20 protein-coding genes are annotated in these 18,121 nt (G+C 60.0%); 12 read left to right on the top strand and 8 right to left on the bottom strand.

The features are described 5' to 3' along the window. The first annotated feature begins 70 nt into the window (after positions 1–70). Positions 71–1,744 carry a GMC oxidoreductase gene (locus tag RS9916_RS04615; RefSeq protein ID WP_007098097.1) on the top strand — a complete coding sequence of 558 codons (1,674 nt, stop codon included), beginning with the start codon at positions 71–73 and terminating at the stop codon, positions 1,742–1,744. Here RS9916_RS04615 and RS9916_RS04620 read toward each other — a convergent pair. Together RS9916_RS04620 and RS9916_RS04625 are read right to left on the bottom strand one after the other, a co-directional pair. Continuing rightward, positions 1,725–2,000, bottom strand: a complete 276-nt coding sequence (locus RS9916_RS04620) for a DUF2811 domain-containing protein (protein WP_038023278.1) — start codon at positions 1,998–2,000, stop codon at positions 1,725–1,727. The two genes, RS9916_RS04615 and RS9916_RS04620, sit on opposite strands and share 20 nt — an antisense overlap. Positions 2,001–2,391: 391 nt before the next feature. Continuing rightward, positions 2,392–3,534 carry a sirohydrochlorin chelatase gene (locus RS9916_RS04625; RefSeq protein WP_007098099.1) on the bottom strand — a complete coding sequence of 381 codons (1,143 nt, stop codon included), beginning with the start codon at positions 3,532–3,534 and terminating at the stop codon, positions 2,392–2,394. Positions 3,535–3,606: 72 nt separating this feature from the next. Between RS9916_RS04625 and RS9916_RS04630 the strand changes: the two genes are divergently transcribed. Both RS9916_RS04630 and RS9916_RS04635 read left to right on the top strand, forming a co-directional pair. Then, positions 3,607–4,875 carry an FAD-binding protein gene (locus tag RS9916_RS04630; RefSeq protein WP_038024181.1) on the top strand — a complete coding sequence of 423 codons (1,269 nt, stop codon included), beginning with the start codon at positions 3,607–3,609 and terminating at the stop codon, positions 4,873–4,875. Positions 4,876–4,905: 30 nt separating this feature from the next. Further along, complete coding sequence (locus tag RS9916_RS04635; protein WP_007098102.1) at positions 4,906–6,510, top strand: SulP family inorganic anion transporter; 1,605 nt, start codon at positions 4,906–4,908, stop codon at positions 6,508–6,510. 18 nt (positions 6,511–6,528) lie between these two features. Here RS9916_RS04635 and RS9916_RS04640 read toward each other — a convergent pair whose 3' ends face one another. Continuing rightward, the gene (locus tag RS9916_RS04640) at positions 6,529–6,852 is read right to left on the bottom strand and encodes a hypothetical protein (protein ID WP_071961595.1); all 324 of its coding nucleotides are present in this window, start codon (positions 6,850–6,852) and stop codon (positions 6,529–6,531) included. A gap of 109 nt (positions 6,853–6,961) precedes the next feature. Here RS9916_RS04640 and RS9916_RS04645 point away from each other — a divergent pair, with 109 nt between their 5' ends. The 5 genes from RS9916_RS04645 to RS9916_RS04665 are packed head-to-tail and all read left to right on the top strand — an operon-like array spanning position 6,962 to position 11,236. Beyond that, entirely contained in the window at positions 6,962–8,011 is a 1,050-nt protein-coding gene (locus RS9916_RS04645; protein WP_007098104.1) for an amino acid ABC transporter substrate-binding protein, read from the top strand. Then, positions 8,011–8,913 (top strand): ABC transporter permease subunit, encoded by a 903-nt coding sequence (locus tag RS9916_RS04650; protein ID WP_007098105.1) that lies wholly within the window; start codon positions 8,011–8,013, stop codon positions 8,911–8,913. The genes RS9916_RS04645 and RS9916_RS04650 overlap by 1 nt, the downstream gene beginning before the upstream one ends. Positions 8,914–8,939: 26 nt before the next feature. Further along, on the top strand, positions 8,940–9,446 hold the full coding sequence (locus RS9916_RS04655) for a DUF308 domain-containing protein (RefSeq protein ID WP_007098106.1): 507 nt from the start codon (positions 8,940–8,942) through the stop codon (positions 9,444–9,446). Next, positions 9,446–10,468, top strand: coding sequence for an amino acid ABC transporter permease (locus RS9916_RS04660; protein ID WP_007098107.1), 1,023 nt, complete (start codon positions 9,446–9,448; stop codon positions 10,466–10,468). The genes RS9916_RS04655 and RS9916_RS04660 overlap by 1 nt, the downstream gene beginning before the upstream one ends. A gap of 27 nt (positions 10,469–10,495) precedes the next feature. Beyond that, complete coding sequence (locus RS9916_RS04665; RefSeq protein ID WP_007098109.1) at positions 10,496–11,236, top strand: amino acid ABC transporter ATP-binding protein; 741 nt, start codon at positions 10,496–10,498, stop codon at positions 11,234–11,236. A 54-nt stretch (positions 11,237–11,290) separates the two neighbouring features. Here RS9916_RS04665 and RS9916_RS04670 read toward each other — a convergent pair whose 3' ends face one another. Both RS9916_RS04670 and RS9916_RS14325 read right to left on the bottom strand, forming a co-directional pair. Beyond that, positions 11,291–11,656 carry an AbrB family transcriptional regulator gene (locus RS9916_RS04670; RefSeq protein WP_007098110.1) on the bottom strand — a complete coding sequence of 122 codons (366 nt, stop codon included), beginning with the start codon at positions 11,654–11,656 and terminating at the stop codon, positions 11,291–11,293. 116 nt (positions 11,657–11,772) lie between these two features. Further along, complete coding sequence (locus RS9916_RS14325) at positions 11,773–11,946, bottom strand: hypothetical protein (RefSeq protein ID WP_007098111.1); 174 nt, start codon at positions 11,944–11,946, stop codon at positions 11,773–11,775. A 118-nt stretch (positions 11,947–12,064) separates the two neighbouring features. On the opposite strand from RS9916_RS14325, the gene RS9916_RS04675 reads away from it, so the two are divergent. Then, positions 12,065–13,009, top strand: coding sequence for an AEC family transporter (locus RS9916_RS04675; RefSeq protein ID WP_007098112.1), 945 nt, complete (start codon positions 12,065–12,067; stop codon positions 13,007–13,009). On the opposite strand, the gene RS9916_RS04680 is transcribed toward RS9916_RS04675, so the two are convergent. Then, entirely contained in the window at positions 12,951–13,547 is a 597-nt protein-coding gene (locus RS9916_RS04680; protein WP_007098113.1) for an alpha-ketoglutarate-dependent dioxygenase AlkB, read from the bottom strand. The genes RS9916_RS04675 and RS9916_RS04680 overlap by 59 nt on opposite strands. Positions 13,548–13,618: 71 nt before the next feature. Between RS9916_RS04680 and RS9916_RS04685 the strand changes: the two genes are divergently transcribed. From RS9916_RS04685 to RS9916_RS04695, 3 genes are read left to right on the top strand one after another with little or no spacing between them, the layout of a single operon-like run. Further along, positions 13,619–15,232 (top strand): bifunctional aminoglycoside phosphotransferase/ATP-binding protein, encoded by a 1,614-nt coding sequence (locus tag RS9916_RS04685; RefSeq protein WP_156777469.1) that lies wholly within the window; start codon positions 13,619–13,621, stop codon positions 15,230–15,232. A gap of 53 nt (positions 15,233–15,285) precedes the next feature. Next, on the top strand, positions 15,286–15,603 hold the full coding sequence (locus tag RS9916_RS04690) for a hypothetical protein (RefSeq protein WP_007098115.1): 318 nt from the start codon (positions 15,286–15,288) through the stop codon (positions 15,601–15,603). Continuing rightward, the gene (locus tag RS9916_RS04695) at positions 15,600–15,851 is read left to right on the top strand and encodes a hypothetical protein (RefSeq protein WP_007098116.1); all 252 of its coding nucleotides are present in this window, start codon (positions 15,600–15,602) and stop codon (positions 15,849–15,851) included. Before RS9916_RS04690 ends, RS9916_RS04695 begins: the two co-directional genes overlap by 4 nt. An 18-nt stretch (positions 15,852–15,869) precedes the next feature. Here the strand turns inward: RS9916_RS04695 and RS9916_RS04700 are convergent, their stop codons facing one another. After that, positions 15,870–16,763, bottom strand: coding sequence for a homoserine O-succinyltransferase (locus RS9916_RS04700; RefSeq protein WP_007098117.1), 894 nt, complete (start codon positions 16,761–16,763; stop codon positions 15,870–15,872). A 12-nt stretch (positions 16,764–16,775) separates the two neighbouring features. Continuing rightward, complete coding sequence (locus RS9916_RS04705; protein WP_007098118.1) at positions 16,776–18,104, bottom strand: O-acetylhomoserine aminocarboxypropyltransferase/cysteine synthase family protein; 1,329 nt, start codon at positions 18,102–18,104, stop codon at positions 16,776–16,778. Between the last annotated feature and the right edge of the window lie 17 nt (positions 18,105–18,121).

The following is an 18,121-nucleotide window of genomic DNA, read 5'->3' on the forward strand; positions in this document are numbered from 1 at the left end:
CCCTGGAGCCATCGCTCTAGGGGCTTTTTGATTGGAGCATCTCCAGTCGCCCCCGGAGGGCGCGGGATGCATGCCACGCACAATGGCCTTCAACAGCAGCATCAGCGTGAACCAACGTCCCTTCGAGGCGATCGTGGTTGGGTCGGGGGCCACCGGAGGGACTGCCGCTCTGACCCTCGCAGAAGCGGGCATCCGAGTGCTGGTGCTGGAGGCTGGACCACAACTGAGCGTTGGTCAAGCCCTAGGAAACGAGCCGGGCAACACGATCCGCAGACTGCAAGGTCTGATCGCTGGCACCCATCGTCAACAGGCGCAACACCCCGGCTACTGGAAGCAAAATCCAGCGCTCTACATCAATGAACAACAGCATCCCTACAGCCACCCACCCAGTCGGCCGTTTCTTTGGACCAGGGGCCATCAAGTTGGGGGACGAAGTCTGACCTGGGGGGGCATCACTCTGCGTCTGTCGGATCGGGACTTCAAGGCCGCTGAATCCGACGGCCATGGACCGGTTTGGCCCATCGCCCACCAGGATCTCGATCCCCACTACACAGTCCTCGAACAACAGCTAGCGGTGCATGGCCAGCGAGACGGGCTGCTCCAGGTGCCTGACGGATGGGCTACCAAGGCGCTCGCATCAACGCCTGAGGAACTGCACTTCGCCACAGCGGTTCAACAGAAGCTGAACCACCCCTGGATGCCATCGCGGGGATTTGAACTTCCCGCCGTTTCCCCGGATAGTCCCTGGCCCCGATCCAGCAGTCCGGGAAGCACACTCCACGGTGCGTTGGCGACCGGACGCGTTGAACTGTGCAGCGGACAGATGGTCGAACGGCTGCTGCTGGATCCGGGCCAGGAGCAAGCCACCGGTTTAATCAGCGTCAACCTCAGGGATGGAAGCCGCACCAGGTTTGAAGCGCCCCTGATCGTGCTCTGCGCCTCCACCATTCAAAGCCTGCGCATCCTGCTGAATTCGGAGGAACAAACCAGCGCAGGGGGATTCAAAGACCCCTCCGGACAACTGGGTCATCGCTTGATGGACCATGTATCAAGCTGCCGGTTCTTCTGCGTGCCAGAGCGATCGACGCAGGCCAACCCCGCCCCCCTCTCCGGTGCAGGCAGCTTTTTTCTTCCCTTTGGATCCTGTCTGGAGACGGCTGAACCCGTCAATTTCATGCGCGGATACGGTCTCTGGGGAGGCATCAACCGCTTTGATCCTCCGGCAGCAATGCAGCGCCAGTCGGGATGTCGCCTCGGCTTTCTGATCGGCCATGGCGAAGTGTTGGCCAACGACCGTAACCACGTCAGCCTCTCCGACCGCACCGATGCCTGGGACGTGCCGATTCCCCACATTGATTGCCAATGGGGACCCAATGAATTGGCCATGGTGAAGCACATGCAATCCACCATGGAAACTGCCATCACCGCCGCTGGCGGCCTGGTCAAACCACTGCAAGACCTACTGCACATGCCCCTGGTGGAGCCGTTTGTGGCGTCCAGCGCAGCGGTTGGCGATCAAGCTCCGCCTCCTGGTTACTACATCCACGAAGTCGGGGGTGCAGCCATGGGAGAAAGCGAAACCACAAGCGTTGTCGACAGCTGGAATCGTCTCTGGCGCTGTCGCAACGTCTTAGTGACAGATGGGGCCTGTTGGCCCACCTCTGCCTGGCAGAGCCCAACGCTGACCATGATGGCGATCACCCGCAGAGCCTGCCTGAAGGCGGTCAGGCGCTCGGGCGACTGAACAGGTCGTTGAGATAGCGCTCGGTCACGGCACGGTCACTGGAACCGTTCTGAAACAGAAAATTGGCGAGAGCCGAACTCATCACCCTGTACTGATCCCAGGCGGGATGCGTACCGATGAACTCCTTCATGCCGCGATAGAGGACCTCGGGGATCTCGGCCTCGAGGCTCACGTAGGACGTGGCAGGGCTGGATTCCCCACAAACCTCTTCGGCTTCAGGGGCATCAACACAACTTTCGAGGTGATTTCGGTCCACGCAGCGCCTCGGGCGATCGGTCGTCTTCCCCTCAAATATCCACATCAGAGGGGCCTGAGTCAAAGGGTGAGTCGCACCGCCCAACCGAATCAATCGCAAACGAGACTCATTGCCCTGCAAACAGTCTCTGAATCAACGCCCTCCAACCAGCAGAGGAAGGAAGCAGCGCAGAGTCCTGTCAAGTACCGATCGCTACTAAGCCGGACCAACGACACATTCCCCACATCCCAGCCTTGTCGGAGAGAACCCGTGGAAAAAAGCTGAAGTCCTGTGGAAAACACCTGGATTCAGACCGGCGAAGCGAACTTGATAAGCCCTGCTTATCATGACCAGTCTCGCTGGACCAGGTCGAGACTGAGACTTTTGAGGTGTTCATAACCCCAGGTTTCCTTCAGCTTTCTGTGTCATTAGCTTCACGTTGTTTCGTGGTTTTGCGAAGCGTGTCTGGCCCCAACGGGTGATCCGCATGCGGATAGGGGTGATGGCCATGGTCGTGGCTGTGGTCATGGGTATGGCCATGGTCATGACCATGCGAGTGGTCGTGGGAGGAACCGTGATGGTGTCCGCCCCCGAGAGGAATGGGGATGCCATCCGGCTGACAAGCACCGGTGCACTCGCGCTCGCACAGGTCACAACCATCCGTCAGGCCCTCCACATGGTGATGGTGGCTTTCCTGCGCAAGCCCAACCTCATCCTCAAAGCCGAGCACCTGGGCTCTGTACTTACAGAGGGAGCAATTCATGGCCGTTTCACCGCCCAGCACCTCTTCAACGCGCTCGACAAAGGTGTCGAGTACCAGGGGGTGATCGCCGAGATAGGAGGCCGACACGAAATCCACATCGGGATGATCGGCAGCCACCAAATCCGTGTGCTGGCGGATGCGACTCACCAACACACCTGAAAAAAGGAAGTAGGGGAACACCACGATCCGGCGGAATCCAAGGCGCACCACATGACGAAGCCCCGGCTCGACCAACGGAAAAGTCACACCGGAATAAACGGTTTCACCCCAACCGAACCCAAAGCCTTCGACGAGCATGCGGGTGACCTTGGCCACATTGGAGTTGGCGTCCGGATCCGACGAACCGCGCCCCACCACGACAAGCAGGGTTTCCTCCAAGGGCACATCGCTTGGCGACTGATCCAAGGCTTCACGAATCCGAGCACCAGCCGCGCCGATCATCAGCCGATCAACGCCCAGCTCGCGGCCGTAGTCGATGGTTAGCCCCGTTTCAGCGCTGTAGGTGTTCAGCACTGAAGGAATGTCGTTTTTGGCATGCCCTGCCGCAAAGAGCATGGCGGGCACAGCCAGAACCCGTTTTACTCCTTCCTCACGAAGACGATCGAGCGAGTCCCGCAGGATCGGCTTGGCGAATTCCAGGTAACCGTGTTCCACCGGCAAGCCCCCCATTCGAGGCCTCAGCCCTTCAGCGAGTCGAGCGAATTCTTCAACAGCAAGGCGGTTGCGACTGCCATGACCGCAAATCAGGACGCCCACCTCAGCGGGATTGAGTTCAGAGAGGTCCGCGGCCACGGCTTGATCACATGTCAAGCGACCCTATCGCCAGCGCTGACGCCATGATTGGAGGGTTCCTGCCCTTGGCCGGTGGCCCCCGTTCGCAATCCCCAGGCCGCTGCCGCCACACCGTCCGGAATTCTCACCCCCTCGTCCTCTGAGGTCGCATCGCTGCTCAACAGCAACTCCCACCACAGACCCCTGAAGATCTGTGGTGGAGGGACCACCAGTCGTTGTGCGGCAGAGGCCCACTGGACCGTGGATCTGAGTCCAAAGCTGCGGCAATTGACGGTCGATCAGCAAACCCATCGTGTGCGCTTCGGAAGCGGCTGGACCATGGGAGAGCTGCAAGGTGAGCTCGCCCAATGGGGCTGCATGGTGACCACGGGCCTATCGGGATTGCCTGGGGTTGGATTTGTGCTCACTGGCGGCATGGGTCCCCTCAGCCGCAGCCTCGGACTGGCCATTGATCACGTCCAATCGCTCTCTGGCATTTGGGGTAACGGACAACCCTTTGCACTGAAGCGAGCCGAACTCAGCGAAGCCTCGGCCAAGCACTCCATTCAGCAATGGACCGCTTTGCTCGGCGCGGCCCCATTCCTTGGGGTTGTGCAGGAGATCGAACTGCGAACCCTGCACCTACTGCCTCTGACTGTGGTTCAGGGCTGTGTCGATCCCAACCGCCTGGCTGAGCTGATCACCGCGGCAGAGCACTTTCCGCGTGGACTCAGCCTTCAATGGTGCTGGGGCGAAGCCATTGAAGTGATGTTGGTGGCGCGCTGCGATGACCCCAAGGCCGTGGAGACGTTGTCGGACCTGACCAGAACGATCCCGCTCAACGATCAACGACAGACCACTGCGGCTGGCCTGCATCAACTTCCAGCCTTCGGCAGCCGTGCCTTCCCGTCAACCCAAGACCTCGTCGTTCACCAGGAGGTGATTGGATTGCTCGGACCAGGCTGGGGCAAGGCGACTCCCGCACTGCTGCAGGCCTTGAACGCGGCGATGGCCAATCGCCCACATCCGCGCTGCAGTCTGTCGAACCAGCAACTGGGCGGAGCGGTGGCCGATTGCAGCAGCCAGGTCACTGCCTTTCGCCATCGCGACGCAGAATGGAAACCTTGGATCACCGCCAGCTGGCCGCCAGATGATCACAACGCACGGCAGGCAGCCCTGAACTGGTTGGTACGGGTCTGGGAGGAACTGAGTCCCTATTGCCCTGGAATCCATCTGGCCCAGCTGCATGACCACCTGCCCTGGCATGGCCGCGAGCTCGAAGCAGCCTTCGGTCCCTGGCTGACGCCATTGCGCCAGCTCAAACAACAGCTGGATCCGGAAGCTGTGCTGCCCCCGCTCTAGGGAAAAGACCCTGTGAGATACGGTCGGCCGATGACGACCCTTGGTCCCATGCGGCAGTGGTTCAGCAATCCAGCCAGGGAAATGCTCTCCGGGCTGGTGGTTGCATTCGCAATGATCCCGGAGGCCATTGCCTTCTCCGGCATCGCAGGGGTGGACCCTCAGGTGGGTCTGTTCGGAGCGTTTTGTCTCTCCATCACGATTGCCTTCGTGGGTGGACGCACGGCGATGATCACGTCGGCCACAGGCTCCACGGCCCTGCTGATGACCAGCCTGGTGGCCAGTGGGAATGCCCGCGGCCTTGAGCTTGGTGTGCAAGGCCTTGGCCTGCAATATCTACTTGTGGCAGGCATTCTCACCGGTGTGCTCCAAATTCTCTGGGGCTATCTGCGCCTGGCCCACCAGATGCGTTTTGTCCCCCAGGGTGTGCTCAGTGGCTTCGTGAATGCCCTAGCCCTGCTGATTTTTCAGGCACAGCTTCCTCAGCTGGGAATCAATCTGCAATTCGGAGAGCACGGAGACCATGGTGGTCAGTCAGTGCTGGCTGCAGCACAAATTCCGACGGTTGGATTGCTGGTGGTCCTGGGCTTAGTGATCATCTACGGACTCCCCAGGCTGACCCGGCTTATCCCCTCCCAGCTGGTGGCAATCGTTGCGCTGACCTTTATCAGCATCAACCTCCAGAGGATCTTCCCTGAAGCCCAGAATCTGGATATCCCCACGGTCAAAAGCTTGGGGCAACTACCTGGCAATCTGCCGATTCCCAGTCTTCCTTTCGGGGCCTTATCGGATGGCAAGGTTCCCTTCAGTCTGGCGACATTTAGCATCGTCTTGCCCACAGCCCTGTCGATCTCTCTCGTCGGCCTGATGGAGACCTTCCTGACCCAGGACATTCTCGACGACAAAACCGACAGCAACTCCAACAAAAACACCGAAGCCCGCGGACAAGGCATTGCCAACCTGGTGTCATCACTGTTCGGCGGCATGGCCGGCTGTGCCCTGGTCGGCCAGTCGGTGATGAACATCGACAACGGTGGCCGCGCTCGCCTGTCGACCCTCTTCTCGGGCGTGAGCCTGATGGCGATGATTCTGCTGGCTCGGGGCTGGGTGCAACAGATCCCGATGGCTGCTCTGGTGGCCGTGATGATCAGCATCGCTGTCAGCACAGCCGATATTGCCGGACTTCGCGCCATCCGTCGCATCCCGAAGAGCGATACCGCTGTGATGCTGATGACCTTCGCGGTCACGATGCTCACCACTCCGCACAACCTGGCCCTGGGGGTGCTGGCCGGTGTGGCCCTTGCCGCCTTGTTGTTCAGCCGCAAAGTGGCCAAGGTGATTCGCGTTGAGGCTGAAGACATCGCTGCAGATCACCGCCGTTATCGCGTCACCGGTCAGCTGTTTTTCGTGAGCAAGGTCTATTTCCTCCAAGGGTTCGACGTGCATGACCACCCCGCTCAGATCACCATTGATCTGAGTGCAGTGCACATCTGGGACCAGACCGGTGTCTCCGCCCTGAATCAACTCACGCGAAAACTGGAGCGGGGTGGTTCCAAGGTGACGGTTGAAGGACTCAACACCGAGAGCCTGAATCTTTTGGAGCGCATCGGCACGCAACCCGAAGGGGCTCACGGTTGAGCGTCGCGCAGCAGCCACTCAGTTGCTGCTCTTCGTTCCCTGCTGACAGGTGTTGAGATCGGCCTGCATGCGTTGACGCCGCTGGCGCAATCCTCCGGCGTCAGCGGCCTGATCCAGATATCGGTCGGTGACATCCAAACCGATGCCCAGGATCAGACAAAGCGTCTGCAGATCTCCAACCTGCACAGCCCGTTGGCGCGCTCCTTCTCGTAGCACCCCGATCAGGGTCATCTTGTTGTTGTAGGTGCTCCGGGCCTCATCCTCTGTCGCCAACGTCAATGGCATCGATCCGAAGCTGATGGCAACGGTGATGAGAACGGCCTGCCAGCTGCGAGTCGCCATGAACAGGTCCCCGAGGCCCTTAAGTCCAGCCTCAAGATGAACGCCATTCAGCATCAACGCCAGGCCTAACAACAGATCTGAGACACTTGGGGTTGAGGTCAAATTGAGCATGCATTTCCGCACCCTCTCAGGACTGCTGGCGGGTGTTCTGATGCTTCAAGGATGCGCGACCCTCGGAGAGGGAGGGGCATCCCGTCTGGGTCTGATTCAGCAACGCAAAAGCTTGCGCTGTGGTGTCAGCGGGAAAATTCCTGGATTCAGTTTTCTGCGGCCCAATGGCAGTTACTCCGGCCTTGACGTGGATCTCTGCAAAGCCTTTGCCGCTGCCTTCGTTGGCGATGCCACCGCAGTGGAGTACCGGCCTCTGACAGCCCCCGAACGATTTACGGCATTGCGAACCGGTGAGATCGATCTGCTCTCCCGCAACACCACCTTCAACCTCAGCCGTGACGCCGCAGGGGGCAATGGCGTCAGCTTTGCTCCCGTGGTCTTTCACGACGGCCAGGGGTTGATCGTCAAAAAGACAAGCGGAATCCGTCAACTCACTGACCTACGCAACCAGAGCATCTGCGTGGGCTCAGGGACCACAACCGAGCAAAACCTCAACGACGCCTTGGAAGCACAGGGCATCGCTTACACACCGATCAAATATCAGGACCTCAATCAGGTGGTGGCTGGTTACCTCCAGGACCGCTGCAGTGCCATGACCTCCGACCGATCCCAGCTAGCAGCGGCCCGTTCCGGCTTCGCCAACCCCCAAGAGCACGTCATCCTCAACGCGGTGCTCAGCAAAGAGCCCTTGGCCCCGCTCTCGGTGGGCGGAGACCAGAGGCTCGGAGATGCCATGCGCTGGGTGGTCTACGCCCTGATCACCGCCGAAGAGCTGGGCCTCACGCAGGCGAATGTGCAGGAACGTCTGGCCAAGGCGCAAAACAACCCACAGATGACCCAACTGCGTCGCTTCCTTGGCGTGGATGGTGAACTTGGAACGAAACTGGGCCTCGCTCCTGACTTTGTGGTGCGGGTGATCGAAGCCACCGGCAATTACGGCGAGATCTACAACCGCCACCTCGGCCCCGACAGTGCGGTGCCCATTCCCCGTGGCCTCAACCAGCTGCATCGCGATGGCGGTGCCATGACCGCTCCACCGTTCCAGTGATGCTCAAACGCTCGCATCGATGGTTGCTGCAGCTGGGCATCGTGGTGGTGCTGCTCACCCTCACCGGTGTGCTGATCAACAACCTCGCAGTGAACTTGATTCGCACGGGCTTGGGATTGAGCTTTGAGTGGCTCAGCCGCCCCGCCGGTTTTGCACTTGCCGAACACCCTCTGCCCTATCGGTCCTCGGACCCCTACGCATGGGCTTTGCTGGTGGGTTGGCTGAACAGCCTCAAGGTGATCCTGGCTGGGTTGGTGACTGCCACCGTTCTCGGGGTTCTGGCAGGCGCCGCGCGCCGCAGCATTAACCCTCTGCTGCGGCAGCTTGCCGCGCTGTACGTGGGATTGATTCGCCAGGTCCCTCTGCTGCTGCAGTTGTTGTTCTGGTATTTCGTTGCCCTGCTCGGACTGCCCCGCACCAATCCTTCACCTCTGGGATCCCTTCTGACGCTTACCAATCAGGGCATTTCTGTGCTGGGGGTGCACCTGAGTGTGGAATTCACCGCAGTGCTTCTGGGACTGAGCGTGTTCACCGGTGCATCGATTGCTGAGGTGGTCCGTGGTGGACTCGATTCAGTGCCTCGTGGGCAATGGGAAGCCTTCCGAAGCCTTGGCCTTTCTGAAGCGATGGGGTTGCGCAGGGTGGTGCTCCCCCAAGCATTGCCAGCCATCCTTCCAGGCCTCACCAGCCAGTACCTGAATCTCGCCAAGAACAGCACGCTGGCTATCGCTGTCGGCTATGCCGATCTCTACGCAGTCAGCGACACCACCATCACTCAGACCGGTCGAGCAATCGAAGGATTTCTGCTGCTGCTATTCAGTTTTCTGCTGCTCAATCTGATCATCAACGCCGCCATGCAGCTCTTGAACCGAGCGGTGATCAGCCGTAGGCAGCACTCCTAAGCTGCGCCCGAACCCGTCAGCATCCGATGCTCTCGAAGCCGAAAGTCGCAGCGATCCTGCTCACCGTTGCGGCCGTCGCAGCGATGCTGCTTCCGTTTGTGTCTGCAACCCTGCTCACAGTTGGGCTCGGTGGCATTGCTTTCGCTGCAGGACTTGGCCAGTTTCTACGCCTCAACGACGCCGAAGGGACTGCTGCAAAGCTGTTCCTAGCCCTTTCAGGCCTGCTGTATTGCGGCGCTGCCATCTGGGTGCTGATTGACCCGATCGACAGTGAAATCAGCCTCACCTTGTTCGCTGGCGTTTTGCTGCTGGTGAATGGAGTCATGGAACTCGCCGCAGGTGCCAGTGGAGCCGGCCCAGCGAAAGGATTGGTGGTGATCGACGGACTGATCACATCCCTGCTTGGCCTCTTTCTGGTGCTCGAGTGGCCCAGCGACAGCCTTTGGGCCCTGGGAACCCTCTTCAGCGTGGGGTTGTTCATGACTGCACTCAATCTGTTCCGTGCCGAGCAGGCAACACCTCCGGCAGCCTGATGCAGGACTGGAAAGCCCTCTGGCGTCACGGACGCCGCCATCCGATCGAGACAGTGATCAGCCTGCTGGTGATTGCCTTGATCTCTTGGGCGATCTGGGCCAGTGGCAGTTGGGTTGTTCAAGCCGCCGACTGGAGCGTGGTGGGCAGCAACCTGCCCCTGTATCTGAGCGGCAGCTATCCGGAGAGTGAGCGCTGGCGGCCATGGCTATGGGTTTCTCTGCTGACGGTGCTCACCCTGGTCACGTTGTTGCGACCCACCAAAGGCGGCAGGCTCCGCTGGCTTGAGCTTGCTCTCCCTTGGTGCTGGATTGGCATGATTCCCCTCGGCTTGGGGTTGCTGGGAGGAGGAATCGCCCTGAGCGCCGTGCCGAGCCGAGACTGGGGAGGCCTCAGCCTCACCCTTCTCTTGACGGCCTGCAGTGCAGCATTGGCCCTCCCCATCGGTGTGCTGCTCGCGCTTGGGCGCAACAGTGATCTTCCAGTTCTACGGCTCAGCAGTCGCCTTTACATCGATCTGATGCGCGCTGTGCCATTGATCGCAGTGCTGTTTTTCGGGCAGCTGTTAATCCCTCTCTTTCTGCCCATGCAACTGGAGATCAACCGCGTGTTGAGAGCCGTCGTGGCGTTCGCCTTATTCGCGGCTGCCTATGTCGCTGAAGACGTGCGCGGCGGCCTCCAGTCCATCCCCTCCACCCAGACCGAAGCGGCTGCGGCCCTTGGCCTCTCACCGATCCAATCGCTTCGGCTTGTGGTTCTGCCCCAGGCTCTGCGCATTGCCATTCCGGCGCTGACCAATCAAGCCATCGGCCTGCTTCAGAACACCAGCTTGATGGCGCTGCTTGGACTGGTGGAATTGTTAGGCATTGGCCGGAGCCTGCTGGCCAACCCCGCCTTCATCGGCCGACATCTCGAGGTCTATGTGTGGCTGGGCGGCCTCTATTGGATGTTTTGCACCGCCATGGCACTCCTGGCCCGGAGAATCGAACGCGACAGCCCACCTCTCGGCGGCCACACCGCCTGAACTCCTTCTTCGTTGATGACGCCCACCATGACGGCTGCGATCACGGCGCACTCAATCTGCAAAAGCTTTGGCACAGGTCATCGCGCCCTTGATGACGTGAGCCTCGAGGTGGCCCGAGGAGAGGTGTTGGTGGTGATGGGTCCGTCCGGATCGGGGAAAAGCACCCTGATTCGCACCTTCAATGGCCTGGAATCCATCGATGACGGTGAGATCGACGTACTGGGGCTACGCCTCAACAGCGACAGCGATCCCCGTCAAATCCAGCGAATCCGCAAACGGGTGGGAATGGTGTTTCAGCAGTTCAATCTGTTCCCCCATCTCACCATCCTCGACAACATCACCCTGGCCCCGATGCGGGTGCAGAAGCAGGCCCGCGCTGCCGCCCAAGAAAAGGCGATGCTGCTGCTGGAGCAGATGGGCATTGCAGAACAAGCCAGCAAATATCCAGCTCAACTGAGCGGCGGACAACAGCAGCGTGTGGCCATTGCCCGAGCCCTGGCCTTGCAACCAGAGGTGATGCTGTTCGATGAACCCACCAGCGCCCTCGATCCTGAGCGCGTCAAGGAGGTGCTCGATGCCATGCGCTTACTGGCCGACCAGGGGATGACCATGGTGGTCGTGACCCATGAGATTGGGTTTGCACGCGAAGTGGCCGATCGCGTGCTGTTTATGGATGCCGGTCGGGTGGTGGAAAGCTCCGATCCAGAACGCTTTTTCACCCAGGCGAAAGAGGAACGCACCCGCCGCTTCCTTCGCCAGATTCACTGATAAAAAAAGGGCAGGAGACCTGCCCGAGAAACGGAATCAAAAGCGAGGTGACGCTCAGTCTTCACCTTCAACAGCACCTTCGGGGATCAAGCGAATCACTTTGCGGCCCAGCTTGATCTCAAAGTTGTCACCAGGCTTGAGGTCGAGCATCGCTGTATAGGCCTTGCCGATCAACAGGTTGCCATTGCCCTGCACTTTGGCGATGTAGGAAAGCTTGCGACCACCTTTACCAATACCCGCAGTCCCGGTTCCCAACTCAATCCCTTTGGCATTGAGAAGAGCCTCGTAGAAAGCGGTGAAATTCACTCGATCAGAGCCATCCTTTTTCTTGGAGACATATCCGCAGGCCGTCGCGAGCTCAGTCTTGGAGACATCACCCAGATCTTTGACTTTTGCGAGCAATTCGGCGCCGGTCAGCATTGAAGATTGATGCAACCGGCTGGTTATAGCGCCGGGCCACCCTTGTGCAAGAGGTTGTTGTCAATCAAGGGGCAATCTGCGCCTTCAACGCTACGGAGAGGCCAAAATGCCAAAATTCAGCGTTCACCAGCACCAAGGGTCTGCAGGGCATGCTCAGCAGCCACAAGTTCGCGCTCAGTGTGGATCCAGGCCTCATTCCCCAGCGGCAACGTTTCGATCTGATGCGCCAACTTGTGGCGCAGTTGTTCAAGGCGCCGCCGCAGTGATGCGCGGAGATGAACGATCCGCAAAGGGATCGAACAACAAGGTCCTGGTGCGCAAGCCAAGCCGAACCCCTGTCAATGGACAGTAGCCACTTTGGCACAAGCGTCAAGGTGGACTCACTAGGGTTTTTTCAAGTCGCACGGGATGGCCATCGTCAGCCTGTTTGTCGAACTGATCCCCAGCCTGGGGCTTGGTCTATGGATCGGTTGGCTGAAGCCTGGATGGACAAGGCCCGTGGCCATGCCTCTGGTGCGTTTCGGCGTGCCCATCAGCTTGATGGGACTCCTGCTCAAGGGCGGCATCCACTGGTCGATGGCCATGAATGCCCTGATCGCCGCATTGGCGATTGGCCTTTGGATGCTGGGGCTGCAAGGACTGCCGAGTGAGGCCAAACCAGTTGATAGCCCAGCCCTGCAGATCGGCTCCGCGGTGGGCAACACCGCCTATTTCGGCATCCCCGTCGCCCTCGCTTTGCTGCCGAGTCAAGCCCTGCCGATCAGCATCGGCTACGACCTCGGCGCCACCCTTCTTGCCTGGAGCCTGGGCCCCTTCTGGCTGAAGCAGGAGGCAGGGGGATGGCGCGAACTGATGCGCCACGTGATGAGCAGCCCAGCCACTCGGGGATTGCTGGCGGCCTTAATCGTGAAGGCGACTCCCTGGAGCAACGCCATTGCCTCCGCACTGTGGCTGCCCTCCCGCATGGTGATTGTGCTGGCCTTGGTGGTCGTGGGAATGCGGCTCGGATCGATTCAATCTGCTCGTGCCAACGCACCTCATCCGGCAACCCAGCTGGCAAGCCGGTCAGGCAACCAACAACTCCATGCGGCCCTGGCCTGCAAGCTGCTGCTGTTCCCCGCCTGGATGTGGCTTCTGTGCAGCCTCCTGTCCCTGGAGCCACTGACCTGTCAAGCCCTGGTCCTCCAGGGAGCCGCACCGGCCTCCATTTCCATGTTGTTGATGGCGGAGCAAGCCGGTCGGGATGCCGAGCAGGCAGCGTCGCTGCTCCTGCGCAGCACGCTTCTCGCCCTGGTCAGCGTCCCCCTTTGGTGGCTGGTGCTGATGCAGACCCTTGGAACACCCGGAAGGTGAGATTGATCCGAGCGGTCTGCACCCGCTTGCGCACGGGCAAGGAATGCACCCAATGCTCTTGGCATGGCGGCTTCATCACCAACAGATCACCATCGGCCAGATCAAAGGCATGGCGCTCGGTGCCCTGCCTTCGCCGCAACTGAAAATTTCGTGTCGCCCCCAACGACAGCGAAGCGATCGGCTGGGAAGGATCAATCTCCGGTTCATCGTCGGCATGCCAGCCCATGCGGTCATGACCGTCGCGATAGCAATTGAACAGACAACCGTTGAAACGGGTGCCGCAGTGTTCATTCACCCTTTGCAAGAGCGGCAGAAACCATTGGGGCCATCCCTGGCCGTGATGGATCACACCGCTGTAGCGGTATGACACGCCAAAGTCCGCCAAAAAAGCAGCGAGCCGAGGGGTGGAGTGGCGCTTGCCGTACACAAGCACCTTTGGTTGATCCCAATGCAGCCGCTGCTCCAGCAGAGTCTGCCAATGCCGTGCATCACCGGCAGACAACCAACCGCTGTGCAACGTCCAAGGCAGGCCCGTCATCGGGGAAGCGCAGAACAACAGCCACCACGCACAACAACAGTCACCATGCTGAAGCCAGACGCGTGCACCCTGTGGCCCCTGCCAGCGAGCAGCACCCCGCCATGATCGAGGCTCTGCTGAAACCGGAGGCCTACCCCCATCCGGTGAGCAGGGTGCAACTGATCGAAACCCACATTTCCTGGGTTCTGCTCACCGGCCGCTTCGCCTACAAAATCAAAAAGCCGGTTGAGCTGGGGTTTGTACAAACCGGCACGCTTAAACAACGTCTGCATTGCTGCCACGAAGAACTGCGCCTCAACCGTCGGATGGCGGCGGATCTTTACTGCGCTGTCGTTCCGGTGCTTGGTCCGGCCCGTCGAGCCCGCATCGGCATCACACCGCTTGACCCCACAGCCACACCCAACGAATCACTGCTGGATGCCGCTGTGCAGATGGTTCAGTTCGAACCCCAGGCTCTGCTGAGCCGCGCGCTGACGAACGGATCCGTCACTCGAGCCATGCTCACAGATCTGGCATGGACGCTTGGTCTGTTCCATCTGAGAGCCGAAATGGCAGACCCGGACAGTTCCTTCGGGACTCCCGCAGCGGTCTGTGAACCGGTCATCACGAATCTGAGCGTGCTGGCGCCACTGACGACCCAAGCGGATCAACACGCCGTGCTCTCCCAGCATCGCCAGTGGATCGACCAACAACAGCAACGACTCCTCCCCCGCTTCACCCAGCGAAAAGAACGCGGAGCAATTCGTGAATGCCATGGCGATCTGCACTGCGCCAACATCCGGCGAGACCGCAACGGACGCCTGGAGGTGTTCGATGCCATCGATTTCAATGCCGGCCTGCGCTGGATCGACCCGATCAGCGAAATGGCATTTCTGGTGATGGATCTCAAGATGCGAGGAGATCCCGGCCGAGGGCTGGAGGTGCTGAACACCTGGCTGGAATGCACCGGGGCCTACGACGGACTCGATCTCTGGCCCTGGTATTCGGCCTATCGCGCCATGGTGCGAGCCAAGGTCAGCGCGCTGCAAGCCAAAGCCTGCAGGGAACCCGAGCAGCGCCAACAGCTGCTGGGTGAGCTCGACAGCTATCTGCACACTGCATCCTGCTGGGAACAACCTCCACAGGCTGGATTGGTGCTGATGCATGGTCTCAGCGGCAGCGGCAAATCGAGCCTGAGTGGTCAGCTGATTCGTCCGCTCCAAGCCGTGCGCATCCGCTCGGATCGCGAGCGCTTAAGGGCCTTCAGCGCCTCTGAGGGACAACCAGCCCGATTCAGCGGTGATCGATACGCGGCAGAGGTGACCCGGTGGTTGTTCCACGATCAGATCCCCTTCTTGGTGAAGCGTTCTTTGCAGAGCGGATATGCCGTGATCGTGGATGCCACATTCCTGCGCCGCCAGGAGCGCCGCCTGATGACGGACCTCGCCGAAGCGATGGGACGTGCCTGGGCAATCGTGCATTGCAGGTGCACGGACACCACAGCACGCCAGCGGCTTGAACAACGGCAACGTGAAGGGCTTGATCCATCAGAAGCAGATCAGATCGTGCGCGACCGCCAGCGGCAGTGGCTCGAACCACTGGATGACCGGGAACAACGCAGAACCGTGGTAGCTGATGAATTCAGCACGCTGGCAACGGTGCGTGCCGCACTGGCAACCCTGCTCAATCCGCCAGATCGCCGGTAACAAGCCATAACGCCACTGCCTCGAATGCGCAGAACAACCCATAGATTTCGCTTATGGGAGCGCGTATCACCAAAGAGCTGTTTCTCGAACGTGCCCTTCAGCGGTTTGGGGATCGATTCGATTACACCGGCATTCATTACCGCAGCTACAAGAGCCCGATCAAGATCCGCTGCCGTAAACACCCGGTGCAGCTGATCTGCATCACGCCTGAAAAGCATCTCCAAACCACCGGTGGATGCCGGCATTGCCTGAGAGAAAAACGGATCGAATCGCTCGAGCGCGAGCTCAACCGTGACGTCGCCAAAGACCACCCGACAAACGAGAACGTCGTAGCTACCAAAAAGTCAGAATCCATCCGGATCCGGACGTGAGTCTCTTCTCCAACTTCAACGCCAAGATCCTGCTCAGTGTGGGGGCTTTGGTGAGTGGCGCAATCGTCTTGAGCCCCGTGCAGGCGCAGGCGGGAAGCGTCACCTCAGAGTCGATCTGGGACGAAAACAACGCGCTTCAAAGAGCCCAGAGTCAGGTGCCGACAGGGCACAGGATCACCAGCGAACGCTGCACTGAAATTGAGGTGCGGGAGAGTTCCCGCTATCGCTGCACAGTCACCTACGAATGACAGGGCAGCCCATCCTGTTCAGCAGTTCAAGCTGACGCGCTGATAGCAGAACCACACCCACTGCTGGAACAGCAGGTTGCGATGTGAACGCCAGAGGGTCTGGGGATGATCTGCATCGAAGTTTTCCGGCGGGGGCACATCACCACGGGCTTTGTCGCGCTCCATCTCCGCCAGGATCCGACCGGCGTTGTACTCGGGATGGCCCAAGTGCATCAGCTGACGCTGATCGGTGGTTTCAAAAATGGTGTAGCCCACCTGCTCCCCATGGGCGAGTAAACGCAAACGCCCTTGGCGCTGCGCGGCCTCCATCGCGGCATCGTCGAGGCCAGCGTGGCGACTCTGGGGGCAGAGGAAAACGTCGTCCTGCGTGCCCATCAAGGCATGACCGGGCACCAGGCTGCGCAACGGATAAACCCCAAACAGCTTCTGCTCAAAGGCGACCTTGTCGACACCAGCCAGATAGGCCAACGCAAACCCAGCCCAACAGAGTCCGAGAGTGCTGGCGCAGTTGCGCCGTGCATCGGCGATCAGTTCAACCAGTTCCGGCCAGTAGTTGACCTGTTCAAACCGCAAATGCTCAACCGGAGCGCCGGTGATGATCAAGCCATCGAGGGGGGCATCCGCTGTGGCCTCCTCCCAGGTCACATACAGCTGATCGAGATGGCTGTTGTCCCAGGTTTTGTAGGAGTGGGTGGTTAAGCGGATCCAAATCGGCTCGATTTGAAGCGGGGACAACCCAAGGGGATGCAGCAGGTTGAACTCGTACTGCTTCCCCAACGGCATGATGTTGAGGATGCCAATCCGCAACGGCCGGATGTCCTGGCGTTTCGCCAGCTCAGGTTCGATCCAGGAAATCCGGTTGCGTTCAACCGCGGCGATCTTGTGATAGCTGCGCGGAAGGATCAGAGCCATAGGAAATCAGTCTCAGCCAATCCCTGCCAAGGCCTGATCGAAATCTGCCTTGATGTCGTCAATGTGCTCAAGCCCAACGGACACCCGCACCATGGTGGGGGTGACACCCGCGGATGCCTGCTCATCAGCGGAAAGCTGCTGATGGGTGGTCGATGCCGGATGAATCACCAAAGTCTTGGCGTCGCCCACATTGGCCAGATGGCTCGCCAACTTAAGGCTGTCGATGAAACGCACGGCATCGTCGTATCCGCCCTTGAGTGACAACATCAACATGCAGCCCATGCCCCGGCCTGTGAGGTATTTCTTGGCAGCCGCGTGATGCGGATCGCCAGGCAGACCTGGATAACGCACCGACTCCACGGCCGGATGCTGTTGCAGCCACGTGGCGAGAGCCATGGCGTTTTCGGTGTGGCGCTCGACCCGCAGGCTGAGGGTCTCGAGACCCTGCAGCAACAGGAAGCTGTTGAAGGGGCTGACAGCAGGGCCCCAGTCCCGCAAGCCTTCCACCCTGGCGCGCAGGGCAAAGGCGATATTGCGGTCGTCCGGCAACCCAAGCATCTTGCAGATGTCACTGCCGAAACCGAAGGCATCCCAGTGCACAAGCCCGTGATAGGCAGCACTGGGCTGACTCATCAACGGAAACTTGCCGTTGCCCCAATCAAAAGTGCCGGCGTCCACGATCACGCCGCCCAAACTGGTGCCATGGCCACCGATCCACTTGGTGGCACTTTCGACCACCACGTCGGCGCCATGCTCGATGGGTCGCAGCAAAGCACCACAGGCACCCAGGGTGTTGTCCACGATCAGGGGAATCTGGTGCTGCTTGGCGAGCGCAGAGAGGGCTTCAAAATCGGGAATATTGAAGCGGGGATTGCCCATCGCTTCGACATAGATCGCCTTGGTGTTGGCATCGATCTGAGCGGCGAAGCTCTCCACCGCATCGCCCTCAGCGAATTTCACCTGAATGCCCAGGCGAGGGAACTGCACCTTGAACTGGTTGTAGGTGCCTCCGTAGAGATACGACGTCGAGACAAAGTTGTCTCCCGCCTGCATGCAATTGGTGATCGCCAGGAACTGGGCTGACTGACCGGACGCCGTGGCCAGGGCAGCCACACCACCTTCGAGGGCGGCAACCCGCTTCTCGAACACGTCCGTCGTGGGATTCATCAGACGGGTGTAGATGTTGCCGAATTCCTTGAGGCCAAACAGGTTGGCCCCATGCTCCGCATCGTTGAAGACGTAAGAGCTGGTTTGGTAAATCGGCACCGCCCGAGCGTTCGTGGCGGGGTCAGGGGACTGACCGGCGTGCAGCTGCAGCGTCTCGAAACGGTGCGTAGTCAAGGCTGATCGAGCAATCT

This window comes from Synechococcus sp. RS9916 (assembly GCF_000153825.1).
Taxonomy (GTDB): domain Bacteria; phylum Cyanobacteriota; class Cyanobacteriia; order PCC-6307; family Cyanobiaceae; genus Synechococcus_C.

What these genes read in the sequence shown, in the direction of transcription:
- RS9916_RS04645 (WP_007098104.1), top strand. Translation starts at nt 6,962, where the DNA reads ATGCATTTCCGCACCCTCTCAGGACTGCTGGCGGGTGTTCTGATGCTT.
- RS9916_RS04640 (WP_071961595.1), bottom strand. Translation starts at nt 6,852, where the DNA reads ATGGCGACTCGCAGCTGGCAGGCCGTTCTCATCACCGTTGCCATCAGC.
- RS9916_RS04680 (WP_007098113.1), bottom strand. Translation starts at nt 13,547, where the DNA reads ATGACGGGCCTGCCTTGGACGTTGCACAGCGGTTGGTTGTCTGCCGGT.
- RS9916_RS04675 (WP_007098112.1), top strand. Translation starts at nt 12,065, where the DNA reads ATGGCCATCGTCAGCCTGTTTGTCGAACTGATCCCCAGCCTGGGGCTT.
- RS9916_RS04660 (WP_007098107.1), top strand. Translation starts at nt 9,446, where the DNA reads ATGCAGGACTGGAAAGCCCTCTGGCGTCACGGACGCCGCCATCCGATC.
- RS9916_RS04635 (WP_007098102.1), top strand. Translation starts at nt 4,906, where the DNA reads ATGACGACCCTTGGTCCCATGCGGCAGTGGTTCAGCAATCCAGCCAGG.
- RS9916_RS04655 (WP_007098106.1), top strand. Translation starts at nt 8,940, where the DNA reads ATGCTCTCGAAGCCGAAAGTCGCAGCGATCCTGCTCACCGTTGCGGCC.
- RS9916_RS04700 (WP_007098117.1), bottom strand. Translation starts at nt 16,763, where the DNA reads ATGGCTCTGATCCTTCCGCGCAGCTATCACAAGATCGCCGCGGTTGAA.
- RS9916_RS04650 (WP_007098105.1), top strand. Translation starts at nt 8,011, where the DNA reads ATGCTCAAACGCTCGCATCGATGGTTGCTGCAGCTGGGCATCGTGGTG.
- RS9916_RS04615 (WP_007098097.1), top strand. Translation starts at nt 71, where the DNA reads ATGCCACGCACAATGGCCTTCAACAGCAGCATCAGCGTGAACCAACGT.
- RS9916_RS04665 (WP_007098109.1), top strand. Translation starts at nt 10,496, where the DNA reads ATGACGGCTGCGATCACGGCGCACTCAATCTGCAAAAGCTTTGGCACA.
- RS9916_RS04690 (WP_007098115.1), top strand. Translation starts at nt 15,286, where the DNA reads ATGGGAGCGCGTATCACCAAAGAGCTGTTTCTCGAACGTGCCCTTCAG.
- RS9916_RS04670 (WP_007098110.1), bottom strand. Translation starts at nt 11,656, where the DNA reads ATGCTGACCGGCGCCGAATTGCTCGCAAAAGTCAAAGATCTGGGTGAT.